Annotated in this window: 33 protein-coding genes and 1 pseudogene; 8 read left to right on the forward strand and 26 right to left on the reverse strand. The window is 72.7% G+C overall.

The window, feature by feature from the left end:
- Positions 1–185: 185 nt before the first annotated feature.
- From WA762_RS30280 to WA762_RS30290, 3 genes are read left to right on the forward strand one after another with little or no spacing between them, the layout of a single operon-like run.
- Positions 186–629: a hypothetical protein gene (locus tag WA762_RS30280; RefSeq protein WP_335939934.1), complete on the forward strand. Its 444-nt coding sequence runs from the start codon at positions 186–188 to the stop codon at positions 627–629.
- Positions 630–633: 4 nt separating this feature from the next.
- Positions 634–879: a DUF7848 domain-containing protein gene (locus WA762_RS30285; protein WP_335939935.1), complete on the forward strand. Its 246-nt coding sequence runs from the start codon at positions 634–636 to the stop codon at positions 877–879.
- On the forward strand, positions 867–1,043 hold the full coding sequence (locus WA762_RS30290; RefSeq protein WP_335939937.1) for a hypothetical protein: 177 nt from the start codon (positions 867–869) through the stop codon (positions 1,041–1,043). The genes WA762_RS30285 and WA762_RS30290 overlap by 13 nt, the downstream gene beginning before the upstream one ends.
- 73 nt (positions 1,044–1,116) lie before the next feature.
- Here the strand turns inward: WA762_RS30290 and WA762_RS30295 are convergent, their stop codons facing one another.
- The 20 genes and pseudogenes from WA762_RS30295 to WA762_RS30390 form a co-directional block, all read right to left on the reverse strand.
- Positions 1,117–1,656 (reverse strand): hypothetical protein, encoded by a 540-nt coding sequence (locus tag WA762_RS30295; protein ID WP_335939939.1) that lies wholly within the window; start codon positions 1,654–1,656, stop codon positions 1,117–1,119.
- A 162-nt stretch (positions 1,657–1,818) separates the two neighbouring features.
- A complete protein-coding gene (locus WA762_RS30300) occupies positions 1,819–2,292 on the reverse strand; it encodes an NUDIX hydrolase (protein ID WP_335940013.1) in 474 nt (157 codons plus the stop codon).
- Positions 2,293–2,457: 165 nt separating this feature from the next.
- Positions 2,458–2,862, reverse strand: a pseudogene (locus tag WA762_RS30305) (nucleoside 2-deoxyribosyltransferase domain-containing protein); the annotation flags it as partial.
- Complete coding sequence (locus tag WA762_RS30310; RefSeq protein WP_335939941.1) at positions 2,808–3,449, reverse strand: HIT family protein; 642 nt, start codon at positions 3,447–3,449, stop codon at positions 2,808–2,810. The pseudogene WA762_RS30305 and the gene WA762_RS30310, both read right to left, overlap by 55 nt.
- 68 nt (positions 3,450–3,517) lie before the next feature.
- Positions 3,518–3,709 (reverse strand): hypothetical protein, encoded by a 192-nt coding sequence (locus WA762_RS30315; protein ID WP_335939942.1) that lies wholly within the window; start codon positions 3,707–3,709, stop codon positions 3,518–3,520.
- Between the two features lie 79 nt (positions 3,710–3,788).
- Positions 3,789–4,607 carry a DUF4097 family beta strand repeat-containing protein gene (locus WA762_RS30320; RefSeq protein WP_335939944.1) on the reverse strand — a complete coding sequence of 273 codons (819 nt, stop codon included), beginning with the start codon at positions 4,605–4,607 and terminating at the stop codon, positions 3,789–3,791.
- A gap of 137 nt (positions 4,608–4,744) precedes the next feature.
- Positions 4,745–5,173 (reverse strand): transcriptional regulator, encoded by a 429-nt coding sequence (locus tag WA762_RS30325; protein WP_335939946.1) that lies wholly within the window; start codon positions 5,171–5,173, stop codon positions 4,745–4,747.
- 71 nt (positions 5,174–5,244) lie between these two features.
- Positions 5,245–5,640 carry a hypothetical protein gene (locus WA762_RS30330; protein WP_335939948.1) on the reverse strand — a complete coding sequence of 132 codons (396 nt, stop codon included), beginning with the start codon at positions 5,638–5,640 and terminating at the stop codon, positions 5,245–5,247.
- 77 nt (positions 5,641–5,717) lie between these two features.
- On the reverse strand, positions 5,718–6,179 hold the full coding sequence (locus WA762_RS30335; protein ID WP_335939950.1) for a hypothetical protein: 462 nt from the start codon (positions 6,177–6,179) through the stop codon (positions 5,718–5,720).
- A gap of 75 nt (positions 6,180–6,254) precedes the next feature.
- On the reverse strand, positions 6,255–7,478 hold the full coding sequence (locus WA762_RS30340; RefSeq protein WP_335939952.1) for a hypothetical protein: 1,224 nt from the start codon (positions 7,476–7,478) through the stop codon (positions 6,255–6,257).
- Positions 7,479–7,700: 222 nt separating this feature from the next.
- Complete coding sequence (locus WA762_RS30345; RefSeq protein ID WP_335939954.1) at positions 7,701–8,345, reverse strand: hypothetical protein; 645 nt, start codon at positions 8,343–8,345, stop codon at positions 7,701–7,703.
- 11 nt (positions 8,346–8,356) lie between these two features.
- Complete coding sequence (locus tag WA762_RS30350) at positions 8,357–8,869, reverse strand: hypothetical protein (protein WP_335939955.1); 513 nt, start codon at positions 8,867–8,869, stop codon at positions 8,357–8,359.
- A gap of 220 nt (positions 8,870–9,089) precedes the next feature.
- Positions 9,090–11,381: a hypothetical protein gene (locus WA762_RS30355; protein ID WP_335939956.1), complete on the reverse strand. Its 2,292-nt coding sequence runs from the start codon at positions 11,379–11,381 to the stop codon at positions 9,090–9,092.
- Between the two features lie 72 nt (positions 11,382–11,453).
- Positions 11,454–11,753 carry a hypothetical protein gene (locus WA762_RS30360; protein WP_335939958.1) on the reverse strand — a complete coding sequence of 100 codons (300 nt, stop codon included), beginning with the start codon at positions 11,751–11,753 and terminating at the stop codon, positions 11,454–11,456.
- On the reverse strand, positions 11,750–11,986 hold the full coding sequence (locus WA762_RS30365) for a hypothetical protein (RefSeq protein ID WP_335939960.1): 237 nt from the start codon (positions 11,984–11,986) through the stop codon (positions 11,750–11,752). The genes WA762_RS30360 and WA762_RS30365 overlap by 4 nt, the downstream gene beginning before the upstream one ends.
- Positions 11,983–13,257, reverse strand: a complete 1,275-nt coding sequence (locus tag WA762_RS30370) for a hypothetical protein (RefSeq protein ID WP_335939962.1) — start codon at positions 13,255–13,257, stop codon at positions 11,983–11,985. Before WA762_RS30370 ends, WA762_RS30365 begins: the two co-directional genes overlap by 4 nt.
- On the reverse strand, positions 13,254–13,535 hold the full coding sequence (locus WA762_RS30375; protein WP_335939963.1) for a hypothetical protein: 282 nt from the start codon (positions 13,533–13,535) through the stop codon (positions 13,254–13,256). Before WA762_RS30375 ends, WA762_RS30370 begins: the two co-directional genes overlap by 4 nt.
- Positions 13,532–13,717: a hypothetical protein gene (locus WA762_RS30380; RefSeq protein WP_335939964.1), complete on the reverse strand. Its 186-nt coding sequence runs from the start codon at positions 13,715–13,717 to the stop codon at positions 13,532–13,534. Before WA762_RS30380 ends, WA762_RS30375 begins: the two co-directional genes overlap by 4 nt.
- Positions 13,714–14,040 (reverse strand): hypothetical protein, encoded by a 327-nt coding sequence (locus tag WA762_RS30385; RefSeq protein WP_335939966.1) that lies wholly within the window; start codon positions 14,038–14,040, stop codon positions 13,714–13,716. Before WA762_RS30385 ends, WA762_RS30380 begins: the two co-directional genes overlap by 4 nt.
- On the reverse strand, positions 14,037–14,354 hold the full coding sequence (locus tag WA762_RS30390) for a hypothetical protein (protein WP_335939968.1): 318 nt from the start codon (positions 14,352–14,354) through the stop codon (positions 14,037–14,039). Before WA762_RS30390 ends, WA762_RS30385 begins: the two co-directional genes overlap by 4 nt.
- Positions 14,355–14,614: 260 nt before the next feature.
- On the opposite strand from WA762_RS30390, the gene WA762_RS30395 reads away from it, so the two are divergent.
- The 3 genes from WA762_RS30395 to WA762_RS30405 all read left to right on the forward strand — a co-directional run bounded on the left by WA762_RS30395 (position 14,615) and on the right by WA762_RS30405 (position 16,888).
- On the forward strand, positions 14,615–15,394 hold the full coding sequence (locus tag WA762_RS30395; RefSeq protein WP_335939970.1) for a GntR family transcriptional regulator: 780 nt from the start codon (positions 14,615–14,617) through the stop codon (positions 15,392–15,394).
- A gap of 27 nt (positions 15,395–15,421) precedes the next feature.
- Entirely contained in the window at positions 15,422–15,982 is a 561-nt protein-coding gene (locus WA762_RS30400; protein ID WP_335939972.1) for a UTRA domain-containing protein, read from the forward strand.
- Positions 15,983–16,216: 234 nt separating this feature from the next.
- Positions 16,217–16,888: a hypothetical protein gene (locus WA762_RS30405; RefSeq protein WP_335939974.1), complete on the forward strand. Its 672-nt coding sequence runs from the start codon at positions 16,217–16,219 to the stop codon at positions 16,886–16,888.
- Between the two features lie 74 nt (positions 16,889–16,962).
- On the opposite strand, the gene WA762_RS30410 is transcribed toward WA762_RS30405, so the two are convergent.
- The 6 genes from WA762_RS30410 to WA762_RS30435 are packed head-to-tail and all read right to left on the reverse strand — an operon-like array spanning position 16,963 to position 19,539.
- Positions 16,963–17,364 carry a hypothetical protein gene (locus tag WA762_RS30410; protein WP_335939976.1) on the reverse strand — a complete coding sequence of 134 codons (402 nt, stop codon included), beginning with the start codon at positions 17,362–17,364 and terminating at the stop codon, positions 16,963–16,965.
- Complete coding sequence (locus WA762_RS30415) at positions 17,364–17,639, reverse strand: hypothetical protein (RefSeq protein ID WP_335939978.1); 276 nt, start codon at positions 17,637–17,639, stop codon at positions 17,364–17,366. The genes WA762_RS30410 and WA762_RS30415 overlap by 1 nt, the downstream gene beginning before the upstream one ends.
- The gene (locus WA762_RS30420) at positions 17,636–17,959 is read right to left on the reverse strand and encodes a hypothetical protein (RefSeq protein WP_335939980.1); all 324 of its coding nucleotides are present in this window, start codon (positions 17,957–17,959) and stop codon (positions 17,636–17,638) included. The genes WA762_RS30415 and WA762_RS30420 overlap by 4 nt, the downstream gene beginning before the upstream one ends.
- Positions 17,956–18,321, reverse strand: a complete 366-nt coding sequence (locus tag WA762_RS30425; RefSeq protein WP_335939982.1) for a hypothetical protein — start codon at positions 18,319–18,321, stop codon at positions 17,956–17,958. The genes WA762_RS30420 and WA762_RS30425 overlap by 4 nt, the downstream gene beginning before the upstream one ends.
- Before the next feature lie 16 nt (positions 18,322–18,337).
- Complete coding sequence (locus tag WA762_RS30430; protein ID WP_335939984.1) at positions 18,338–19,183, reverse strand: hypothetical protein; 846 nt, start codon at positions 19,181–19,183, stop codon at positions 18,338–18,340.
- Complete coding sequence (locus WA762_RS30435) at positions 19,183–19,539, reverse strand: hypothetical protein (protein ID WP_335939985.1); 357 nt, start codon at positions 19,537–19,539, stop codon at positions 19,183–19,185. Before WA762_RS30435 ends, WA762_RS30430 begins: the two co-directional genes overlap by 1 nt.
- A gap of 149 nt (positions 19,540–19,688) precedes the next feature.
- Here WA762_RS30435 and WA762_RS30440 point away from each other — a divergent pair, with 149 nt between their 5' ends.
- Both WA762_RS30440 and WA762_RS30445 read left to right on the forward strand, forming a co-directional pair.
- A complete protein-coding gene (locus tag WA762_RS30440) occupies positions 19,689–19,997 on the forward strand; it encodes a helix-turn-helix domain-containing protein (protein ID WP_335939987.1) in 309 nt (102 codons plus the stop codon).
- Positions 19,998–20,181: 184 nt separating this feature from the next.
- Positions 20,182–21,123, forward strand: a complete 942-nt coding sequence (locus tag WA762_RS30445) for a hypothetical protein (RefSeq protein WP_335939989.1) — start codon at positions 20,182–20,184, stop codon at positions 21,121–21,123.
- Positions 21,124–21,136: the final 13 nt, after the last annotated feature.

Here is a 21,136-nt window from a genome sequence, read left to right on the forward strand (position 1 = left end):
GTCCTGTCGGTTCCCGGCCCGGTCCGCGACGGCCCCCAACGATCCACCCGCCGGGGCCGTTTCACCCCTCTACCGGGCCTTATGCGCCTTGCTCATCTTCTGTGAGCTGGGGACATATGGACTCGCGGAACAAGGCACGCACCGTGCGTGCCCACCCCCGGCCCGTCGGCCCTTACGGTCCGGACATGGCGCATTCAACGAACGGAACACCCCGCCCGGACCGCGGCCCTGCCGCGCACCTGCCGGCCACCCGCCGCCCCGTCGAGGACGGGGTCGAGCTCCTGCACCCGGACCGTACGCCCCCCTTCGCGCACGATCTCGTGCGATCCCTCGACGAGGCCAGTCAAGCCGTCGGCGCGCTCGACCGGCTCGACCCGTCCAGCGACGTCACGGTGAGCGCGCTCACCGCCCTGGTGTGCACGGGCACGACAGCGGCGGACGCCCTACAGGCCGCCGCCGACGTCGCCCGGAAGTCTCCCGGCCTCGAACCGCACTCCCTGTCCCTTGCCCGGGTGCCGGGCCCGGTGGCGGGCCTGTGGGAGTACCAACTCACCATGACGGTGAGTTCGCGCGACCCGCAGACCGGCGAGCACGCCGGACCCGTCCACCATGGCGAGCGGCTGAGGTGACGCGGTGACGAGGGCGACGTACCGGTTCCGGCAGTACGGCGTGACGCCGGACGAGCTCGCGGAACCGGTGTTTCAGGCGGTGTGCGTGTCCGGCGAAGAGACCGACTGCGGCGCGGACTCGGGGGACCAGGGGGACGAGGCGGCGCTCGCCCGGTGGATGGCCGAGCACACCCGCGACACCGGACACGAGCGGTTCCGCGCGGCCCCATGGTCGTACGTGATGGTGAAGGCGGGGGCATGGCAGTCATGACCGGCGGCGAGCGGCTGCTCGACGAGCTGCGAATACCCGACGGACGGCGACACGAGCTGTGGGAGCGCGCCGAGCGGCTGCGGATCGGAATCGGTCACGCGCGTGCCGTCCGCGCGGCCCTGGCCGATCAGCGGGCCCAACGTGCGAGCGGGGGCCGCATGTAGGCCGCTCCACTCCCCCGCCCCCGACACGGAAGCGCCCGACCCTCCCCAGGGCCGGGCGCTTCCGTGCGTGGCGTCAGGTCTGGTCCCCCAAGCGCGGGGACCGGTACAGCGGGCGGTCGTGATCGGGGTGGAGTGGAGTCTCGTCCGCCATGTGAGGGAAGTCGCCCAACGGGCTGATGGCGCACGGCTTGCGGTAGTAGTCCTCGGCCCACCGGATCGCTTCCCGGCGGGACCACTCGCGGCGCAGGAGGGCGCTTTCCTCGGGTAGCCACACGATCCAGTCGCCGCGGCCGTTGCGGCGCCGGTACCAAAGGAGCGCGAGGGCCAGGGCGACGAGGGCCTCGGCCGGGGCCCACGCCATCAGGCCCAGACGGGAGACCGGCATAGCCCAGGCGAGGAGGAGGGCGAGCACCGCGCCGACTGCCCAGGCGGGCCAGTAGGCGTACGGCCGCCGTGCCATCGTCCGCCGGAAGTACATCAGGGAACTGATCAGCATTCCGGCCGCGAACCACACAGGGCCGGTGCTGCCAGTGCCGGCGGCGAGTGCGACGCACCCGACGGCCCCGGCGAAGAACCCGCCCGCCGCCCGGCGGTTCTGGTCAAGGTCTTGCATCCGGCCCCCCACTCGTCGTCGCGGGTAAGCCTGCCATGCCCTTGTGACAAGCAAACGCGCGGCGAGGGTGACCCCCTCGCCGCGCGATTCCCCCACTGCACATGCGGAAGCGCCCGACCCTCACGCAGTGGGGGCCGGGCGCTTCCGCATGTGCGCCTACGCTCAGACGATGCCGTCCGGGAGCGGGCCGCCTCGCTCGCCGCTCAGGTCGACCATGAGCATGTCGGTCGAGCCTGGAACCTCGGGGTCGGCGGTGACCCGGTCGAGGATGTCGGCGTGATCGAAGGCCAGCGGCGGCAGGTTGGAGGCGGGCCACCAACGAGCCGTGCGGGCGTCATCCCCGGCAACGAACGGGGTGCCGGCGGGGACGATGGCGAGGTAGGCCGTGGTGACGTACCGGCCGCGCGGGTCACGGTCGGGCCGGTCGAAGACCCCGATCTCCCGCAGGTCGGCGGCCGGGACGTGTACGCCGGTTTCCTCGGCCAACTCCCGGACCGCTGCCGCACGGCTCGTCTCGCCCCGGTCCACATGACCGCCCGGCAGCGCCCACGCGCCCACGTGCGGCGGCCACCCGCGCTCGATGAGCAGCACCTCGCCGGACGGCGTCATTGCGACGACATCGGCGGTGTAGCGGATGTTCTCGGGCTCAGGTTCCGAGTCGTCCCGCGCGGGCTGGGCTCGAACGACGGCGAGGGCCGCGGTGACGGTGTCCGGCAGTGTCTCGCACACGGGTGCGCCGTGAAGGCGGGCGACGTACGCGAGGTACCGGTTCCGCTCGGGGTTGGGGCAGTCGGGCGGGCACCCGAGGACGGCGCGGCCGGTGCCGATGTCGAGGCCGAACTCGACGTTCGTCGTGAACCCCGGCAGCGTGACGAGGTCACGGGGAATCCAGAACAGAACGGCGCTCGCGGCCTGTCGGGCGGCGGTCTCCCATCCGACTTGGTCGTCGTAGTGGGCGGCGCGCTTGCCGCCGCGGGATTCCGGCGTCAGGACGGTGAGGGTCTCGGTGCCGGTCCACTGCTCGGCGAGGGCCTCGACGGCGGCCGGGCGCCAGGACTCGACATCGCCGCCGAGGCGGGGCGTCGGCCCGGCGAGGAACACGGACGGGCCGCTCGTCGGGATGGGCTCGCGGGCCCACACCAGGGATACGGTCACTTCTCCCCCTCGGTCTGTCGCGCGGCGGCGGCCGTCTGCTGCGGGGTCCACGGGAGCGGGAGACCGTCCCCGACCACACGGGGCACGACGTGAATGTGCAGGTGGTACACGGTCTGAGTCGCGGGGGCGCCCTTGCTCGTGACGATGTTGGCGCTCGGCTCCTCGGCCATCAGTTCCGAGGCGCATTCCATGACGCGGCCCGAAACCCGCTTGTCGGTGCCGGCGTCCTCGACGTGGGTCCGGGGGATGACGAGGAGGTGCCCCTCGTTGACCCCGCCGCTTCGCGGGCGGATGGCGAGGACGTCCCCCCAGTCCCGTACGACGGTGGCCGGTGCGATCCCGGCCGCGATGGAGCAGAACACGCACCCGGTGGCCTCGACCTTGCGCAGCTCCTCGGCGAGCTCGGCCTGCGGCGGGACGGGCCTGCGGCCACTGAGGTACTCGGCCGCCTCCTCCCGGATCGCCTCGGCCTCGCGCGGGTCGACGCCCTCTTTCCACCCGATCTCGTTGTGTCGGGCGACGACGTCCTCGAACGCCATACGCGCACCTGCGGCGATGCGCAGCCGGTCGGACTCGCGCTGTAGGTCGGCGAGTTGGCGGTACAGGTACAGCGCAAGAGGGCCGGTGTCGGCGGTCATGGTGAAAGCCTCTCTCTCTGGGGTGCGAACGGCCGGGGCGGGCGTACCGCCCCGGCCGGGTTGCCGTGTCACGCGGGGGTGATCTCGTGCGGGTGGACGAGGACGGACCCGATGAACGGGCTGATGCGGTGAACGGTCCACCGGTAGTTGGTGAGCGGGCCGGGCGGCACCTCGTCGACGATGCGGCCGGTGCGACCGGTGGCGCGCGGGTCGTCCTCACAGGACGTGATGCGGACCTCGTCGCCTGCCTGGTAGCTCATGGCTGCCTCTCTCGGTCGGCCTTACCGTGCCTGCGCCCGGGGACGGTGTCCGTTCCCCGGGCGCAGAGGGGGCGTGTGGTCAGAACTTCTTGACGGTGCCGTTGCCAGCCGTGGCGCGTACGTCGAGGTCGTCACGGCCGCGGACGCCGTAGAGCTTGACCGTGCCGTTGCCCGCCTTGATGTCGATGCGGCCGGTGGCCTTGGCGCCGACGGTGAAGTTGACCGAGCCGTTCCCGGCGCGGACGCGGGCGGCGTTGCCGATGTGGTTGTCGACCTTGACCGAGCCGTTGCTCGCCTCGGCGTCGATCCACTCGGTGACGGTGCCGACCTTGATCGACCCGTTGCCCGCCTCGGCCTCGATGCGGCCGACGGTCTCGGCCTTGATGCTGCCGTTGCTGGACTCGGCCCGGATGGCGGCGACGGTGCCGTACGTGTGGAGGCTGCCGTTCTCGCCGCTGTACTGGACGCCCGACCCGGCGGGCAGGGTGACGTGTACCTCGACGCCGCGCGTGAAGTTCTGCGCGCCGCCGCCCCCGATGACCTGTCCGTTGACCACGGTCACGTTGCCGCTGTACCGCACGCCGTTGATGTAGGTCACGCCGCCGCCGAACGACTGGAAGACGTTGCTGCCGAAGTTCGCGCCGCTCTGCTTGACCTTGGGGACGACGACGACCAGGCGTTCGGCGTTCTGCTGGATGCGGGCGCCCCGGGCGGCGTCGGCGGCCGGGGAGTCGGGGCCGTCCTGAGTGAAGACGCGGACATGGGCGACGGTCGCGGCGGGGTCGACGGTGACGGTGACCGTGCCGTCGGGGCAGGTGACATCGGCGAGGACGGAGCCGGTGGCGTCGGCGGTGAACGTCTTCTCGGGGGCCATGTCGCGGGTGGCGATGTCGTTCATGGGATTCCTTCCCTCGGTGCGGTGTGATGGGTCAACCATGACAGAGCCGGAACTCAACTACAAGTCCAACTGTGAGTTGACTTGAAACTGACCCTGTTCGGGCGACGCCGACGGCGGCGCCCGGCGGGCGGGGCGGGTCAGTCGCGGACGGCGACGTACGCGGCGAATCCCTCGACGAGGTGATGTGTTGCCTGGTCAAGCAGGTACGCGCCGCCGAGCGGCCCGCCGAGCTCGTAGAACGAGCCCTTTCCGGTGGCCTCGGCCGCCTTGCGGACGGGCCAACGCCGGTCGATCAGGTAGTGCGTCGCGCCGGACAGGGCGAGGGCGGCGGCCATGCTGCGGGGGCGCAGGCCGAGGCCGAGGACGCGGTTCCCGACGAGGAGTGCGGCGGCCTGCGTGGCGGTGTACGAGGCGACGTGTCCCGCGAGGGCCTTGTGTCCCGCGACGCCGGGCTTGGCCTTGTGCTGCGCCTGGTGGTCGCTCTGCACCCAGTGGTCGGCGACGTCGGCGGCGACGCGGAGGAGGGCGTACACGGCGGGGAAGGCGGCGGCGCGGTTGGCGGTCATGTCGAGTGGGTTCCTCTCGGTTCGGGTGCGGGCCGGGGCCTCGGGCGAGGCCCCGGGGAGGTGCCGGCGGGTCAGCTGTGGGTGCAGCCGTGGGCGCGCGGGTCGGCGAGGTGGGTCTCGAACGCGGCGGCGTCGTACGGGGCCCATTCCTGGGCCGTGATCGCGCGCTCGCAGTCGTCGCAGGACCAGGAGCGCGGGCCGTGGACGCGGCCGTACGCGCGGCGGTAGGCGCGCTCGGTGACCTCGCCGAGGGCGTTCTCGACGGCGGCCAGGACGACGACGGCGACGAGCACGAGGTACACGACGCGGGCGAACCCGGAGGCGTCGAGGTGCTGCTCGGTGGCCTGCGCGGCGGTGATGGCGATGATCACCGGGACGACGGTCCGGACGAAGCCGAGGGCCAGGAGGCGGAGGCGGGCGGTCCCGAGCGGGGCCGTGGTCACGTTGGTGCGGGTCTCGGTCTTCACTGCGGCGGTTCCTCTCTGAGGTCGAGCCGGGCCCCGGCGATGCGTCCGCGGGTCCGGTGTTGCGGTGTGCGGCGGGGTCAGTCGCGGGTGCCGGCCTCCCACCGGTCGAAGCCGCGTTCGCGGACGTGCGTCCAGTCCGGCCGGGCGCCGATGAGCTCCTCGGCCCACGCCATGGCGGCCTCGATGTCGGCGTTGTGGTCGTCCGGCCGGAAGGTCTCGTGGCACTCGCTCAGGCGCTCGCCGGACTCCTTGTCGCCCTTGAGGTCCCAGCCGGGAACGTCCACGTCGACCCAGTTCGGTTCGAGGGTGAAGCGCGGGAATGAGCGGGCCGGGGCGGTCTCCTCGGTGGGGATGTCGGACAGTCCGGCGGCGCGGGTCTTGAGCGCGTTCACGGCGGCCGGGCCGAAGCGGAGCCAGGAGCGGCCCACGTTCCCGTGCTCGTCCTCGGTGTAGGCGACGAGGACGGCGCCCTTGGCGTCAGATTCGAGGTTGAAGCGGGTCACAGTGCCGGTGATCTCGACGTTCGGGTTCGGCTTCATGTGCGGTGTTCCTTCGGTTCGTTGGGCGGTCGGGGTCCGGGCCGGGGCCCGAGCGGGGCCCCGGCGGTGGTGCGGTCAGAAGGACGTGACGAGGTCCCGCAGGCTGGACACCTGGGCGGCGGGGCGTCCGGTGCCGGCGGACCGATGGACCCGCAGCGCGGCGCCGTCCGGGGCGTCCGGCAGGGCGTACACCCGGCCGCCGTCGAGGACGGCGAGGAGGCGGGCGCCGTGTCGCTCGCAGGCGTCGGCCCCTGCGTTGGAGGAGTCGAGGACGGTCACGGCCGGGGCGCCGTCGCAGGGGGTCGGGTCGATGGGCAGGGCGGCGCCGCACCGGCCGGTGATCGGGCCGAGCTCCTCGGCGTCGATGGAGCCGCCCGAGACGCCGAGGAGCTCGACGTCCGCGGCGGCCTTGCCGTTGGCGCGGCGATAGACCGACTGGACGACGCCGTAAGCGGTCAGCCCGGTGCGGGGGTTGGTCCACTGGACGGCCGCGCCGGGCCGCATGTGCTCGCCGCACTCGGCGGCGATCTCCCTCTCGGCGGCGCCGAGTTGGGCGGCGACCTTCGCCACGTAGGCCGCTTCCTCGTCCTCGCGCTTCTTGTCCTCGGCGGCCTCGGTGGTGAGGACGTCGACCGGGGCGGCGTAGCCGATGAACGGGGCGCAGTCCGCGCAGTGAGCGACGCCGTCCAGGGGGCGCGTTTCGTGGCCGGTGACGGGCCACGGTCGGGCGCCGTGGTGGTGCAGGAGGCCGAGGAGTTCGGTGCAGGACTGGCGGCGGGCGGCGCGGGTCTCCGGGGCGATTTCCTGGGCGTCCTCGACGAGGTCCGCGACGAGCGCGACGACATCGGCGAGGTGGCCCAGGAGCCAGCGGGGAGCGAAGTAGCGGTTCGAGGTGACGTGCTCCCAGACGAGGCGGTACGCCGCACTCTCCGCGTCGAGGTGGGTGTCGCCGATCTCGTCGGCGTAGGTGATGCGGAAACCGTCCGGGAGGGGCAGGCCGAGGACGTCCTCGGCGGCCGGGGCGGCGGGCTCCTCGTCGGCGGCCGGGGCCTCGATGCCGAGGGCCTCGTATCCAGCGGCGGTGAGCCGCAGGACGGGGACCTCGTTCCCGTCTTTCGTGGTGATCGTGTCGGGGGCCGTCTCGACGAGGGCGAGCTCGACGAGGCGGGCCTCGGTGCGGTGGTGCAGGGTGCGGAAGCCGATCCAGCAGCCGGACGCGCCGTTCACCCGGGCGGCGACGCGGCCGGGGGTCTCGTGGATGAGTCGGAGGGCGGCGGTCTGCGGGGCGGTGAGCTTCAAGTTTCTTTCTCCTTCGGTGTGTTGCTCCCGTTGGCGGATCTCCACCATGACACAAGAAGTAGACGAACTACAAGTCCAACTGTGAGTTGATGTACTTCTTTCGGGTGGTGTTCGATACCGCCTCGAACGATGCGCCGCCAATTGGCGGCACGCGCCGGACATGGAGGCGCCCCCCGGGGAGCCGGACGAACGGCTCCCCGGGGGGCGCCTCCCACAGGCGGATCACTCCTCGGCGTCCTCCCCAGCACCCCGCATCTTGCGTTCGTGCCGACGCTCGCCGTAGGCGCCCGCCTCGCGGATCGCGTCGCGTCCGGCGCCGATCCCCTCGCGGCCCAGGTCGGCCACCGATCCGACGGCGGACGCCCCGGCGGCGGCGACTTGCCCGGCTGCGGCGGCCGTCTGTCCGGCCGCGCCCGCTACTGCGGCGATGGCGCCGAACGCCGCGGCCATGGCGCCGCCCGTCGCCCGACCGGCGGGCTTGGCGGGCCCGGCCGCCGCCGGGGTGCCGGCCTTCGCGTTGGCGGCGGCAGCGGCGCGCGCGGCCGGGGACTGCGCGGCGCCGCCCACGGCGACGAGTACGCCCTCGACGGCGCCGCCGCCCTTGAGGACCAGGCGGAAGGGCTTGCCCGCCTCGGCCTGGGCGATGGTGCGGAGCTGGGCCGAGGTGAGGTTCTCGACGGGAAAGAAGCACTGCGCCCGGCTGCTGCGCCGCCCGCTTTCGCCGCGGTGCATCTCGCCGCAGGTGGCATTGATGCCCTCGTTGGTCGGGATGAGCGTCAGCTCGCGCGGGGTGGAGTTGCTCGGCCGGTTGGGGCACCGGACGGCGGCGCCGCCGATGGTGAACTTTCGGACCTTGATCGCGGACATGGGCGGGGCTCCTATCGGTTGCTGATCGTGGCGGTGGCGGTGGCCTTGGCGCGGCCGAAGAGTCCGGCGGTGGCCGTCGCGGTGGCGGTGGCGGTCTGCGCTCCGTGGCCCCGGCCGCGCTTGACGACGGCGGCCACCAGGGCGACGAGGAGGGCGAGGACGAACGCGATCTTCGCCAGGAGGACCAGGGCTGCGGCGAGGGCGGCGGCGGCCTCGGCGAACACCTTCAAGGCGTAGGCGGCGAGGACGAGCGAGCCGGACGCGGAGACGAGGAGGAGGGCCGTCGTCTTGGCCCAGGCGGGGACCGCGGTCGCGGCCGGGGCGGCGGCCGGGGTCTCGGTGCCGGCGGGGGCCGAGAGGTCCGCGTACACCCACACCGTGCGCCCGTCCGCCGTCCGGGCCTCGACCGCGCCCGGGATGGGGGTCGGGGACAGGAACGGGCGGGTGTCGAGCGGGTGACCGAGCATCGGCTCGGGGCGGTAGACGACGGCGGCCTCGGCGCGAGTGTGGGCGGCGTTTTCCATGATCTACAGCGCTCCTCGGCGTGATCATTTTGCGGGGGTTTGTGGAGTCGGTACGGGCCGGGTCGGACCGGGTTATGCCTGGTCAGAGGCCCGTACGGGGCCGGTACGAGGGCCGGGGGGACGGTTCGGCGTACCGGCGGGCCGGGGGCCGTACGGATGGCGTACCGGGCGCTGACCTGCGGCGTTCCGATCCGTACGGACCCCGTACCGGGGTGCATATCTACGCAATACCGGCGGCGGTGCGGACGTCCGCGAGGTAGTAGCCATTGGCCCGGCCGCCGCTCGTCCAGCTCCGGACGGCGAGGGTCCGCTCGGTTCCGTCGAGGGCCTCGTCGAGGGCCTTCCGCAGCTCGGTCCCGCCCGCCCGGACGTAGGTGGCGCGGTCCTCCTCGCCGACCTTCAGGGCGGCGGGCGCCCAGGTCGAGGGGTCGAGGGCGGCGAGGCCGTCGAGGATCTCGGCCGTGGGCATCCGCTCGGGGAGGCGGGCCTCCTCGAACACGGCGAGGAGGTCGGCGAGGATGCCCGCGACGCGCGCCCGGCGCCCGCCGTCCCCGGCGGCCTCCCCGGCGAGAGTGCCGGCGGCGATGCGCAGGGCACGGCCGCGCTCGCACACGCCGCGGAACTCAGGAAGGTTGATCAGCAGGGAGCGCATGAAGCGGAACCCGGTCTCGTCGGCGTGGATGCCCATCCCCTTGAACGCGGGGGCAAGATCCTTGGCGTTCCAGCCCGAGGAGGCCGAGCCGGTGCCGAGGATGGAGTCGCTCATCTGGTAGGTGGCGCACAGGTGGGCGATGCGCTGCGGGATGGCGTCGCGGATGGCGGACGGGACGGCGTCGCCGGTGGGCTTCTGCGAGGCGAGAACCGGGATCAGGCCCGCGGCCGGTCCGACCTTGGCCAGGTCGGTGAGGGCCTTCTCGATGCGCTGCCCGTACGTGACCTTGTCGTCCTCGGACTCCTTGTCGCCGCTTTCCAAGTAGCGCTGCACCTCGTCGATGATCAGCACGACGGGGCGGATTCCGTGGTCCCGGACGATCTCGGGCGTGAGCTTGCCCTCGGGGCACACCTCGTCGGGGAGCTCGAACAGAGCGTCGTACGTCTCCGTCATCTCGTCGACGAGGTCCTCAAGGACGTGGGTCAGACGCCGCACTGCGGCCGTGGTCACGCCGCGGATGTACGCATCGGCGACGAGGGCCGTTGCCGCCCAGTCCTTACCGCCCTTGCCGTCGCCGACGACGATCCGGCACGTGGGGTCGAGGATCGCCGCCACGGCCGCCGCGCGGGCCGTGAACGTCTTGCCCTGGCGGGGCATGGCGCCGACCAGGAGGCCGAAGAACAGGAGCTCAATCGGGATGACGCGACCGGTCTCGTCCACGAACGTCGGGGCGCCCTGCCAGATGTCCCACTGCTTAACGTTCAGGAGCGGCGAGGGCACCGGGTTGCCGCCGAACGGGTGCGAGTCGGCAACGCGCATGTAGACCTCACCCTCGTGTCCGTCCTGCCGGATCGAGAGCTGGATCGCGTCCACGGCCAGGGCGGCGGCGAGCGGGTCGCGCTTGGCCGCAACTTCCTTGGCGGTCTTGCCGGACGAGCGGGGCAGCTCGAACCGGACGACGGACGCCTTGTCGTCGGCCTCGCGGGCGATGAAGCCCTTGACGGTGACCGACTCGCCGTCCTTGAGGATGCCGACGTTGCGGGCCCTCAACGCGTCGTTGAGGCCGTCCTCGGTCAGGACCCCGGCCCCGGTGAAGTCGACCGAGTCCGTGATCGTGAACGTGCCGTCGGGCTCGCGACGGATGAGCTCACGGCGGCCGAGGGCGTACAGCACGCCGAACAGCGGCAGGAGGACCGGCGAGGCCATGACCCAACCCCAGGTCTCACCGAGGGCCAGGAGCGCGGCCACGTAGGTGGTGCAACCGGTCATGGCGTAGACGGTGACCGGCTCGCGGCGGCGCTGTTTGGCCTCCTTGCGGCGGTCGGCCCGCAGGTCGGCGACGTGTTCCGGGCCCGCCTTGGTGCGCCGCACCTTGTCGGCGATCTCGCCGTACTCCGTGGCGCCGAGGTAGGACCAGGCGTCGCGGACGCCGACACGGGCACCGATGCCGGCCACGCGGGTAACGCGCCACAGGTAGACGGGCGAGCGCAGGGTGTGGAAGGCGAGGGCGTTGGTCCACTCGGCGCGGCGCTGCCGCCAGACGCCCGGGTCGGTGAGGGACTCGGGGACCAGGGTCCGCAGGTTCCATCCGGCGCGCTCGTCGAGGATTTCGAGGGTGCCCGGGTCGTCGTCGATGTCGGCGAGCTCGACGACGGCGGCCTCGGCGTCGGCCGGGGCGGCGAGGGGCGCCTCGTCGACCTTGTCCAGGCGCACGGTGCCGGTGGTCAGGTCGGCGACGCCGGCAGGGGTGCGGCGGACCGCTTCGCGGGCGGCCTCCTCGATCCGGTCGAGGGTCTCGGCGGGGAGGTCGACGGGCTGCGCCTCGGTCTCGGGGCCGCGCTCGGCCTGAGTGATGCTCATGTCTTTGGTTCCTCTCGGGGGATCAGGGGGCCCGGCCGCCGGGGCGGCCGGGGCGGTGCCGGTGAGCGCGGGTCAGGGGGTGCGCTGGGCGTCGTCGAGCTCGACGAGCGCGAGGTGAAGGCGGGCGCGGGCGGTGTCCGCCTGGGCGCCGACGGCCGTCCCGTAGGTGAGGGACTGGCGGGCGGCCTCGGCCGCCTTCCACGCGGCCTCGACGTGGGGGTTCGACATGGGGGCCGTCTCGAACGCGAGGTAGACGAGGCCGAGCTCGGCGTGTGAGCGGGCGAGCTGGGGGTGATTCGCGGCGGCCTCGGCGTCGGCCTGGGCGGCGAGCTCGGCGGCGATCTGGCGGTACACGCTGCGGGGGGTGCTCACTTCTCGTCCTCCTTCTTGGCCTTGGCCTTCTTGGTGGCCGCGCGAACGGCGAGCGACTTCGCCCCGGCCCGGACGGCGGTCGGGCCCCAGAGGATGAGGAGCAGGAGGAAGGCGCCGATCAGGGCGGCCGGGCCCCACCCGTATTCGGGGGCGCGGGTGATGGTCACGTAGGTGCCGGCGGGAACCGCGAGGATCAGGGCGCGGGGCGGCGTGTGGCTGTTGGCGGCGCTCATCGGGCGTTCTTCCTCTCGGCCTTGACCGTGTCGCGCAGGGCCATGAGGTACCGGGTGTTGCCGCCGCCGACGGCCTCGCCGACGTTCTTAATAGAGAGCTTGGCGCCGCCGCCGAGGATGTCCGCGAGGGCGCGGACGCGGTCGAGGTCGGCCGGGTCGAGGGGTCCGATGGGGGCCTTCGGAGCGGTCCGTCCGGTCAGGCGTCCGAGGGCCTGCTTCCCTTTGCGCCCTAGGGTTTTCGCGCCTCGGCCGCCCTTGTTCGGGCCGCCGGTCGGGCCCTTCGAGGAGCGCCGCGCGGACGGTCCGTCGTCGCCTCCGTCGCCGTTGAAAACGTCGTCGAGGAGCTGCTCGACCATGAGCGTCTCGACGCCCACGCCGTGCGCTGCGGCGAGCGCCTTGTCCGCGCGGCCCCGGTGGGCGACGACACCGGCCGTGACGGCGATGTCGGCGCCGTGCGTGTCGCGCCATGCGTCCCGCCACGCCGTCTCGGTGTCGACGGTGCCGTACGGGTGGGCGGTCAGGATGTCGGTGTACCGGTTGTAGACGGCGGGGAACCGGCGGCGGCGCTTGCGGTCGTGACGGTGGCGGCGCCGGTCCTCCTTGCGCTGGGCCTTGGTGCGGGTGGCCTTGGTGCCGTGGCGGCCCCACCCGCGGACCTCCCAGAAGAACACCCCGGCGAAGCTCGCGGCGGCGAGGACCCAAGCGAGCCACCCGCCGGACTCCCCCGGCGCGTGCGAGTAGTTGATGACGGCGGCGAAGCTCGCGCACGCCCACATGACCACCCGGAACCGCCCGACGGGGCGGCCCTCGCGCTTGGCGCGCTCACCGCTCACGGTGGCGACCCACGCCCCGGCCTCCAGCATCACGGCCAGGCACAGGCTGATGATCCCGGGGAGATCCTCCCCGTTGAGGGCGCGGAGCTGGAAGAACAGGGCCGGGACGATGCCGCACGCCATGACGATCAGCGCGCCGACGGTGTCCCCCTCCTTGCTGAGCTTGGCGAACAGCTCGGCGCGGGACTTCTTCCGCTCGGCCTTGCGGCGGGCCTTCTCACGCTTGCGCTCGGCGCGGAGTCGGCGCTCCTCGTCCTGCCGGGCCTCGCGCTCCTTGCGGCGCTCCTCGGCCTGGGCGGTGCGCTCCTGGCGGCGCTCGTTGGCGAGGGCGGCGCGCTCGTCGCGGGCGGCCTTGGCGTCGGCGGCGCGGTCGAGGCGGTCCTCGGCGCGGTCGGCCGCCTTGTCCTTGCGGCGCTCGTCGTAAAACGTCTGGCTCACTGGGTGATCTCCTTGCGGGCGCCCCGGCGGACGAGGGGGCAGATGGGGCAATGGGGGAAGGGGCGGCCGACGCGAGCGGCGCGGATGCCCTCGGCGGCGAGGAGGGCGCCGACCGTGGCGGCGGTGATGGCCTGTCCGGCGTTTCCGGCGATCGTCGAGACGACGAACCAGTCAGCGAGGACGAAGAGGGTCACGGCCGAGGTGGCGATGTGGTGGACGGCGGCGAGGAGTCCGTACGTCGAGACGATGAGGACGCGCCGCGCGGTGGCGGTGGTCATCGGGTGGCCTCCTGCGAGTCCTGGTGGCGGTCGGGGGCGGTGCGGTCGGCGCGGCGGCGGTTCTCGGCGGCCCACAGGCGCGCGCACTGGGCGGCCTGGTGAGCGTCGATCCGGCGGGCGAAACCGTGGGCGGCGAGGGTCTCCTCGGAGACGGCGCCGACCAGGGCGCACGCGGCGGTCATCGGCGGGTGCGGGGGCCGGGGACCGTCGAGGAGGCCGGGGGGACCGGCGCGGCCGGGGATGCCGGCGGGGCGGTGCGGGGGCTGGGCACGGTCGCGGCCACGCGGACGGCGAGGCGGGCGAGGACCCCGGCCCCGACGAGGAAGGCGGCGGCCTTCGCGCCGGTCACCAGGGCGGTGAGGAGGGCCACGACGAACGGCGCGGCGAGCTGGGCGAGGCCCGCGAGGACGAGGACCAGGACCAGGAGGGCGGCGGGGTGCAGCCGGTCGGCGGGGCCGAGGAGGGCGCGGGCGGCGCGGGCGGCGGTGTGGCGGGTGATCGTCACGCGGCCCACCGCCCGGCGAACTCGTCGTCCTCGAACCCGCGGGCGTTGTCCTCGCGCTCCATGTCCTCGACGAGGCCGCCGATCAGGTCGAGGCCCTCGCCGCGCGGGATGAGGCCCTCGTCGGCCATGTCGACCAGCGCGTACAGGCGGGCGAGCTCGTCGAGCTCGGTCTCGTCGCCGTCGATGGGGCCGAGGACGAGGTCGACGTCGAGGCCCAGGTCGGCCGAGAGGTCGAGGCGGGTCGGCGCGAAAGTGGCGGACTCGGTCGCGCCGGTTCGCAGGTGAAGGACCGTTTCGGGCATGGTGGTGCGCACGCGGATCACTCCTCTGTCGTGTCAGGGGGAGCAGTCCGCCAGTCGGCCCCGGTGTGCGTGAGCAAGACGCCCCGGGGCCGCACCCTTTGGAGGGCACGGCGGACCACATCAGCTCGGGCCCGAGGGCCTTTGCCGCTGTGCCGTTGATCGGCACGACATGAGTAGAGCATCGAATGGAATCCATTGCAATAGTCTTGGATTCCATTCATGCTTGTGTCGGTAGCAAGCACCGCCGGATGGCTTGCAGATAGGGTGACGACATGACAGAGGACGAGCAGCGCCGAGCGACGTTTCGCGCAGTCGCCGACGAGGTGCGCGCGCGCATCCAGCGGGGCACGTACGCCCCGGGCGCCAAGCTCCCCACCGAGGGGGAGCTCGCCGACGAGATCGGCACGAATCGGGGGACCGCTGCACAGGCTTTGCGCCTGCTCGCCTCCGAGGGATTGATCAACAAGAGCCGCCGGGGCACGTTCGTGCACCGGATCGTGAACAAGATCGTCAGGGACTCGACGTCGCGCTACATCCGGGCCCGGCGCGAGGACGGGCAGGCCCGGGGCGCGTTCGAGGCCGAGATCCGCGGACTCGGCATGACCCCGTCGGCCATCACGACGACGCACCACGTGCAGCCGCCGGCATGGGCGGCGGACCTCCTCGGGGTGGACGCGAACAGCGTCTCGGCCCTGGCCCGCGTCCGGCGGATGCTCGCCGACGACGTCCCCGTGCAACTCGCAACGTCGTACCTGCCCCTCGACATCACCGAGGGGACCAGGCTCGAAGAGACCGACACCGGGCCGGGCGGGTCGAAATCACGGCTCGCCGAGCTCGGCTACGCGCAGGCCACCATCACGGAGGAGATCGACGTCCGCACCCCCACCGCCGGGGAAGTCGAGGCCCTCGACGTGCGGGAAGACCAGCGCGTTTACGAGATCGCCCACATCGGGCGCACCGAGGACGGGCGGGCGGTCGAGGTGACCGTTCACGTGATGCCCACCCACCTGTGGCGCCTGTCCTACTCCTGGCCGCTCGGCCCCACCCACTGACCACCCCACCGGAAGGGATCAACGCACATGGCACAGAACACGATCACCGCGGACGGCACGATCACCCGGGACGCCCGGAGCCGCTACCTCACCGAGAACCGGGAGGCGGGCGGCGCGCACGGCGCGTACGAGAGTGAGACCCGCCGCAGCGGCGGCACGCCGCGCGCCGAGGTGACGGTGAACCGCGCCGAGGCCCCGGCCGACGTCGCCGAGCTCCTCGGCGCCGAGGGGCCGGTCGTCATCCGGGCCCGCAAGATGTACGACGGCGAGCGCCTGGTCCAGCTCGCCGACACGTGGATTCCGGTCGACGTCGCCGAGGCCGCCGGCATCGAACAGGTCGACACCGGGGCGGGCGGGATCATCTCCCGGATGCGCGAGGCCGGTTTCGACCAGGGCGCCGAGGCCGTCGAGGACGTCGACCAGCGGCCCGCCACGGCGGACCAGGCCGCCGCCCTCGGGGTCGACGAGGGCGAGCTCCTCCTCACCGTGACCCACGTCGGCCGGACCGCCGAGGGCCGCGTCGTCGAGGTCACCCGGCACACCCTCGGCCGCGGCTGGACCCTGCGCTACGCCGCGCCGCTCGGCTGATCACCGCACCGCCCGCAGGACGAGCGCCCGGCCCCGGAAGGGGGCCGGGCGCTCTTGCGTTCCCGGGCACCGCCCCGCCGTCCGAACGGGTGGATTTCCCCTCGCGTACGCGGGCGCAGCCTGACGGCACGTGCCCAACTCAACCCAGTTCAGGGGTACTTGACGTTTTCGTGGCGTTCTGTCACGTTTCCATCCCGCCCACTCCGGGCGCACCGAGAGAGAGGTCGATCACCCATGGCTCGACTCACCGAGTACGACGAGCGGCAGGCCGCCGGGCGGCTCCGCGTGGCCATCACGGCGTTCCGCTGGGCCGTTCACGCGGGCATCGTGCCCCGCCCCGACGGCCCCGGGTCGACGTGGTCCCGGGCGGCGGTCGAGGCGATGGACCGGGACGCCATCGCGGCCGGACTGCCCGGCGACCCGTTGTCCGGCCGACAGGCCGCGGACCAACTCGCCGAGGCCCTCGGGACGCCGAACGTCCCCGGGGAGCCCCCGGCCGTGACGGCGTTCGTCGTACGGCGCTTCATGGCGGCCGGGCTACTCACCGAACTGTCCGCCAACCCCGACGGCTCCCTCGTCAACCCGTCCCAGGTGGCTGAGGTCTGCACCCGCCCGGATCTGGCCGAGCTCGTCGCCGCGGCCTCACCGCTCGGCCCGGACCAGGCCGCCGCCCGCCTCGGCGTGCGCCGCACGGAATGGGATCACATGGTCCGCCTCGGGTGGATCACCCCGGCCGAGTGGCGAGAGGTGCAGTTCGGGACCAGCCGGGCCGGGGCGGTCGACGTGCCCATGTACCGGGTGGCGGATGTCGACGCCCTGCCGGCCGCTCATCCCGAGGTCGATTGGTCCGCGCTGCGCACCGTCGGGAAGGGGCGCCGCTCCCCGCTCGCCGCAGTGGGGAGGTAGTCCTCGCGGCAGACATGACGAAGGCCCCACGCTCCCGAGCGTGGGGCCTTCGCGTAGTGCCGGCGCCTTCCGGGTCAGTCGTCGTCGGGCGCACTCCCGACCCATGCGACGGGGTTTCCCTCGGCCGTGATCCCCCAGTGCGGCGCGGTCGAGTCATGGCCGGTGTCGAGCACGCAGACACGCCCCCACCGGCCATGTTTCCCGCTGCACGTCCGGGTGAGGGTGTCGAGGTCGGCGTCGCGTACGGCCCGCTCGTACCGGTCCCGAAAGTGCTGGAACCGGGGGCGCAGTTCCCGGCCGAGGAGATCCTCGGTCCGCTCGATCTCCTCCCCCAGGCGCCGAACCTCCGGGTCGGACAACACGGCGGCGATGACGGTCTCGGCATCCCGCCACGCGCGCCGCCGGGCGTGCGCCGCGACGGCCGCCGTCACCCGGTCCGGCGTCGAGCCCTCCCTCATCACTCCCCCGCCCGCCATCAGGGGCCGGAGACGATAGCGACGATCAGCACCTCGTGCCGTGCCTCGTCGATCCTGTACAAGACGCTGGTCCATGCCATCCGGCCGCCGACGGACAGTAGCGCGGTGTAGAGGCCGCCGACCCGGTCCGGGTACAGCTCGCCGCAGGTGTACGGCGAGGCGGCGACCTGCTTCTCGAAGCCGAGGACGGCGGCCCGCTCCTCGACTGTGGCCGTGGCCAGTCCGACGCGGCCGGTCTCGCTGTAGACGACGGCCCACGGGGTGCCTTGGGTCACCGGCCCGCCTCCTGGTGGCCGTCGGCGCCGAGGATCTCCTCGGACGTGTACCGGGGGGCGGCCGAGTCGGTCGAGGCGGCGACGGCGGCGAGGATCTCAGGCCGGGTCCGCATGACGAGGCGGTGCCGCCACGAGCGGACCAGGGCGGCGTACTCCTCGGGGTCGTCGAGGTCGAGCTCGCCGAGCTGCGCCTCGAACTCCTCGCGGTCCGCGGCGCTCGCCGCGGTGAGGGCGGCCCGCAGTTGGGTGACGGTGCGCGGGCCGCCGCCGTGCTGCGTGCGGTACGGGTTGATCGGTTCCTCGACGGGGAGGGCGCTCACGGGGTGATCTCCTTGGACTCGGGGCCTGCCTTGCGGAAGCGGAGACCGACGCGGCCGTGCCCCTCGTCGGTCTCCTCGTACGGGATGCCGGCGGCGTCGAGCTGCGCCCGAGTCAGGTCGAGGGCGTCCGTCTTGCCCGACCCCGTCTGACCGAAGAACAGGGCGCGTTGGACGTCGGGGGCGATCCGGCTCACGCGGCCCACGGCGATGATCTCCTCGGCGAGGCGGCGCGTCTCCGGGGTGAACAGGGCGGCGGCCTCGTCATACATCAGGACGCGCGGGGGTCCGGAGTCGCGGGACACGGTGGCGGGGAGCAACTCGCCTCCCTGCGGGGCGCGTTCGGCTTGCGATTCCTGGTCCATGAGGGTCCTTCCGGGGTCAGGCTGTGGCGTCCTTGGTGAGGGCGGGGCGGGTCCGGGTCTCGACGGCGGCGACGGCCTGCCGGGGGAGAGTGAGGACACCGTCGAGGAGCTCGCGGGCCTTGGCGTAGGCGGCGCGGCGCTCGTGCTCGCCCCCGTTGTCGTCGAGGGCGATTTCGAGGAGCGCGCGGGCGCGGGTGACGGTGGCACGTTCCTGGCGGGGCAGGTGGCGCAGGCCGGTTTTCCGCGCGTGATCGTTGGCGGCCCGCCATGCGGCTTTCAGTTCGGTGACGGCGGGCCGGTAGAGGTTGAGGTCGTCCCCGAGGCGGGCGTCGGCGGCGACGTCCAGGGCGTGCAGGAGGGCCGCGGTCTGGGGCACGGTGACGTCGTCGAGGGCCGGGCGGTCAAGGACGGCGAGGACGTCGCAAAGGTAGGCGGCGTACGCGTCGAGTACCTCGTCATGCTCGGCCTCGATGGCGCGGCGCCGCTCCTGGGCGGCGTTGTCGGCCGCACGCCGGGCGACCTTCCGGGCTCGGCGGCGCTGGATGACCGTCCACAGGGAGAAGCCTCCGACGCTCGCGGCAAGCCCGCCGGCCGCCACTGCGATGGGGAACCAGACGCTACTCAACAGGTCGTTGTTCTTGGGGGAGTCGGCAGCCGGTTTCGAGGGGGCTCCGCCCCCGAGCGCGCCCTCGAACCAGTCCCTCAGCGACCCGAAGTTCGAGAGTACGGCGAGTGCGATCATGCCCGCGATGAACCGCGCGATGGCCTGCCCGAACTCCTTTCGCATGACCCCCGACACGACGCCGAGCATGGTCCCGAGCGAGACGGCCATCGTGGCGATGCGGATTGCCCACTCGCTCATCAGGCGGCGGCGGTGCCGCTCTTGCGCGTGCGCCGCGCGGTTCCGCCCTCACCCCCCCTGGCGGTCCGGGATCGGGTGGCCTTGGGCTTGTTCGCCTTCGCAGCCTTGGCCGCCTCGCGCTCCTCGGCGGCCTGGTCGAGCCACCCGGGGTGCCTCTCCTCGATCAGGGTTCGGAGGTACTGAGCGGCGATGCCGGCCTCGCGGGCGACGGCCGACAGGTGGCCGTACGCGGTCGACGTCATGGCCGCTTTGACGGCCGCTTCCAGCAAGGCCGTCTTGTCCTTCTTGGCCTGGGCCTCGGACACCTCGGACGTCTCTCGTAGTTCCTTGATCGTCTTCTCGGGGGTACTAGTCATGGCCCCAGGATGACACGTCCGGAGATTCACTACAAGCAAGACTTGTAGTTGAGGTGAAAGCATGGAAGAGTATCCCCCGGTTGGGCCGGAACGCAGGGCCCTTGCCATCTGCCGTTATGAGTCCAGCTCACAAAAAGTGAGGTCAGCACATGGGCAAGTTCTCCGCCGACTTGAGCACCAGCGAGCGCACGCTCCGGATCACGGTCGCGGCCCTGATGCGCGCCTGCGGCGAGAATCAGACGGTCCTCGCCGTGGGTCTGCGGCTCACTCAGGGGCAGGTCTCGCGGAAGCAGACCGGCCGCGCCGCCTGGTCCCTGGGCGACATCGACCGCCTGTCCGTGCACTACGGCGTACCGGTCCCCGACCTCCTGTGCGGCCCGACGCACGCTGTCGGGAAACTCTCCCCCCGGCGCATCGCTGCCGTCATCGGCGGATCGCAGGAGGTCATCACGGTCTGACCAGGCGCAGGCCCCGCGCCTGCCGTTCGACCCGCTCCACACATGCGAAAAGCCCCGTCGGGGTCATGGGAGGTGGCACTCCTACCCGTCCGAGGCTTCCGCGTGGACCCTGCTCTAGGTCTGCGGCGGATTCTACCCGCGCACCCCCCGGGTGAGACACCGCAGCGGACGGAAAGGCCGATTAGTGGCACCCCACCGCGATATCAGTCCCGACGACTGCCCCAACTGCCACAAGGTGTACGGGGCCCTTGAAGAACACCAGACGGCCGACTCTGAGAATTGGCTCACGACCGAGGCCCTCGGCCGGATGATCGGCCTCAAGAAGCGCGCCACTCAGGACCACTTGGCGCACCTGTTCGCACACTCCCGTATCGACGCGGACCGGCGCACGCCGCTGGGCGGCGGGATCGGTCAGCCGTTGTTGCCGGGGGCCCAGGCGTGGGCCGCGAACATCGTTGCACCGGACCCCACTTGCGCGAAGTGCCTCGTTGCCCTCGCCGGGATCGGGTGGGAGGGGCAGGTCCACATGGAGGAGCTCGCCAAGATCGCGGGTGTGAGCCTGCGGACCATCGAGCGCCACCGGCCGCACCTCGTACGCGCGGACCTCGTCGCCTTCCGCCCGGTGCCGATCCGGGAGAACGGGAAGAACCTCGGCCGCCGCCCGGACCGCTTCACCCTGTTGAGCGGGTTCACCGCGCCGCAACTGGAAGGGGCGGCACTGGAAGCGGTGCCGGCACTCGCCGAGTCCATCATCGACCGCGTCCGCTGGTTCGTCGGCGTCACCGACGAGGAGCGCACCCTCGCCGCCAAGTCCGTTGGCTGGTGCCTGCGGAACGGGTGGCCCGAGGAGGCCCTCCTCCGCGCGCTCGATGCGACGGAGAACCGGCAGGCGTACCGGCCGAACGGCTACCTGTCCAAGCTCCTGCGCAAGCTCCCGGCCGAGTACGTCGTCCCGGCCCGGCAGGTGGTCACCCAGCGGACCGCGCCGCGCAGGCTCGATTGCGCGATCTGCGACACCCCGTTCAAGACGACCATGCCCGGTCATGTGCTGTGCGGCGGCGCCGTCTGCCTGCGGCCGGACCTCGCCGTCATTCCCCCGAACAGCACCGTCTACAAGCTCGCCTGAAAGGGACCGTGAC

The organism is Streptomyces tyrfis (assembly GCF_037034285.1).
GTDB lineage: Bacteria > Actinomycetota > Actinomycetes > Streptomycetales > Streptomycetaceae > Streptomyces.

Coding starts and splice junctions, on each gene's coding strand:
- WA762_RS30375 (WP_335939963.1), bottom strand. CDS start 13,535: ATGACCACCGCCACCGCGCGGCGCGTCCTCATCGTCTCGACGTACGGA.
- WA762_RS30310 (WP_335939941.1), bottom strand. CDS start 3,449: ATGACCGCCGACACCGGCCCTCTTGCGCTGTACCTGTACCGCCAACTC.
- WA762_RS30365 (WP_335939960.1), bottom strand. CDS start 11,986: ATGAGCGCCGCCAACAGCCACACGCCGCCCCGCGCCCTGATCCTCGCG.
- WA762_RS30380 (WP_335939964.1), bottom strand. CDS start 13,717: ATGACCGCCGCGTGCGCCCTGGTCGGCGCCGTCTCCGAGGAGACCCTC.
- WA762_RS30280 (WP_335939934.1), top strand. CDS start 186: ATGGCGCATTCAACGAACGGAACACCCCGCCCGGACCGCGGCCCTGCC.
- WA762_RS30325 (WP_335939946.1), bottom strand. CDS start 5,173: ATGACCGCCAACCGCGCCGCCGCCTTCCCCGCCGTGTACGCCCTCCTC.
- WA762_RS30295 (WP_335939939.1), bottom strand. CDS start 1,656: ATGCAAGACCTTGACCAGAACCGCCGGGCGGCGGGCGGGTTCTTCGCC.
- WA762_RS30350 (WP_335939955.1), bottom strand. CDS start 8,869: ATGGAAAACGCCGCCCACACTCGCGCCGAGGCCGCCGTCGTCTACCGC.
- WA762_RS30395 (WP_335939970.1), top strand. CDS start 14,615: ATGACAGAGGACGAGCAGCGCCGAGCGACGTTTCGCGCAGTCGCCGAC.
- WA762_RS30290 (WP_335939937.1), top strand. CDS start 867: ATGGCAGTCATGACCGGCGGCGAGCGGCTGCTCGACGAGCTGCGAATA.
- WA762_RS30335 (WP_335939950.1), bottom strand. CDS start 6,179: ATGAAGCCGAACCCGAACGTCGAGATCACCGGCACTGTGACCCGCTTC.
- WA762_RS30405 (WP_335939974.1), top strand. CDS start 16,217: ATGGCTCGACTCACCGAGTACGACGAGCGGCAGGCCGCCGGGCGGCTC.
- WA762_RS30320 (WP_335939944.1), bottom strand. CDS start 4,607: ATGAACGACATCGCCACCCGCGACATGGCCCCCGAGAAGACGTTCACC.
- WA762_RS30345 (WP_335939954.1), bottom strand. CDS start 8,345: ATGTCCGCGATCAAGGTCCGAAAGTTCACCATCGGCGGCGCCGCCGTC.
- WA762_RS30315 (WP_335939942.1), bottom strand. CDS start 3,709: ATGAGCTACCAGGCAGGCGACGAGGTCCGCATCACGTCCTGTGAGGAC.
- WA762_RS30435 (WP_335939985.1), bottom strand. CDS start 19,539: ATGACTAGTACCCCCGAGAAGACGATCAAGGAACTACGAGAGACGTCC.
- WA762_RS30355 (WP_335939956.1), bottom strand. CDS start 11,381: ATGAGCATCACTCAGGCCGAGCGCGGCCCCGAGACCGAGGCGCAGCCC.
- WA762_RS30425 (WP_335939982.1), bottom strand. CDS start 18,321: ATGGACCAGGAATCGCAAGCCGAACGCGCCCCGCAGGGAGGCGAGTTG.
- WA762_RS30410 (WP_335939976.1), bottom strand. CDS start 17,364: ATGGCGGGCGGGGGAGTGATGAGGGAGGGCTCGACGCCGGACCGGGTG.
- WA762_RS30440 (WP_335939987.1), top strand. CDS start 19,689: ATGGGCAAGTTCTCCGCCGACTTGAGCACCAGCGAGCGCACGCTCCGG.
- WA762_RS30430 (WP_335939984.1), bottom strand. CDS start 19,183: ATGAGCGAGTGGGCAATCCGCATCGCCACGATGGCCGTCTCGCTCGGG.
- WA762_RS30400 (WP_335939972.1), top strand. CDS start 15,422: ATGGCACAGAACACGATCACCGCGGACGGCACGATCACCCGGGACGCC.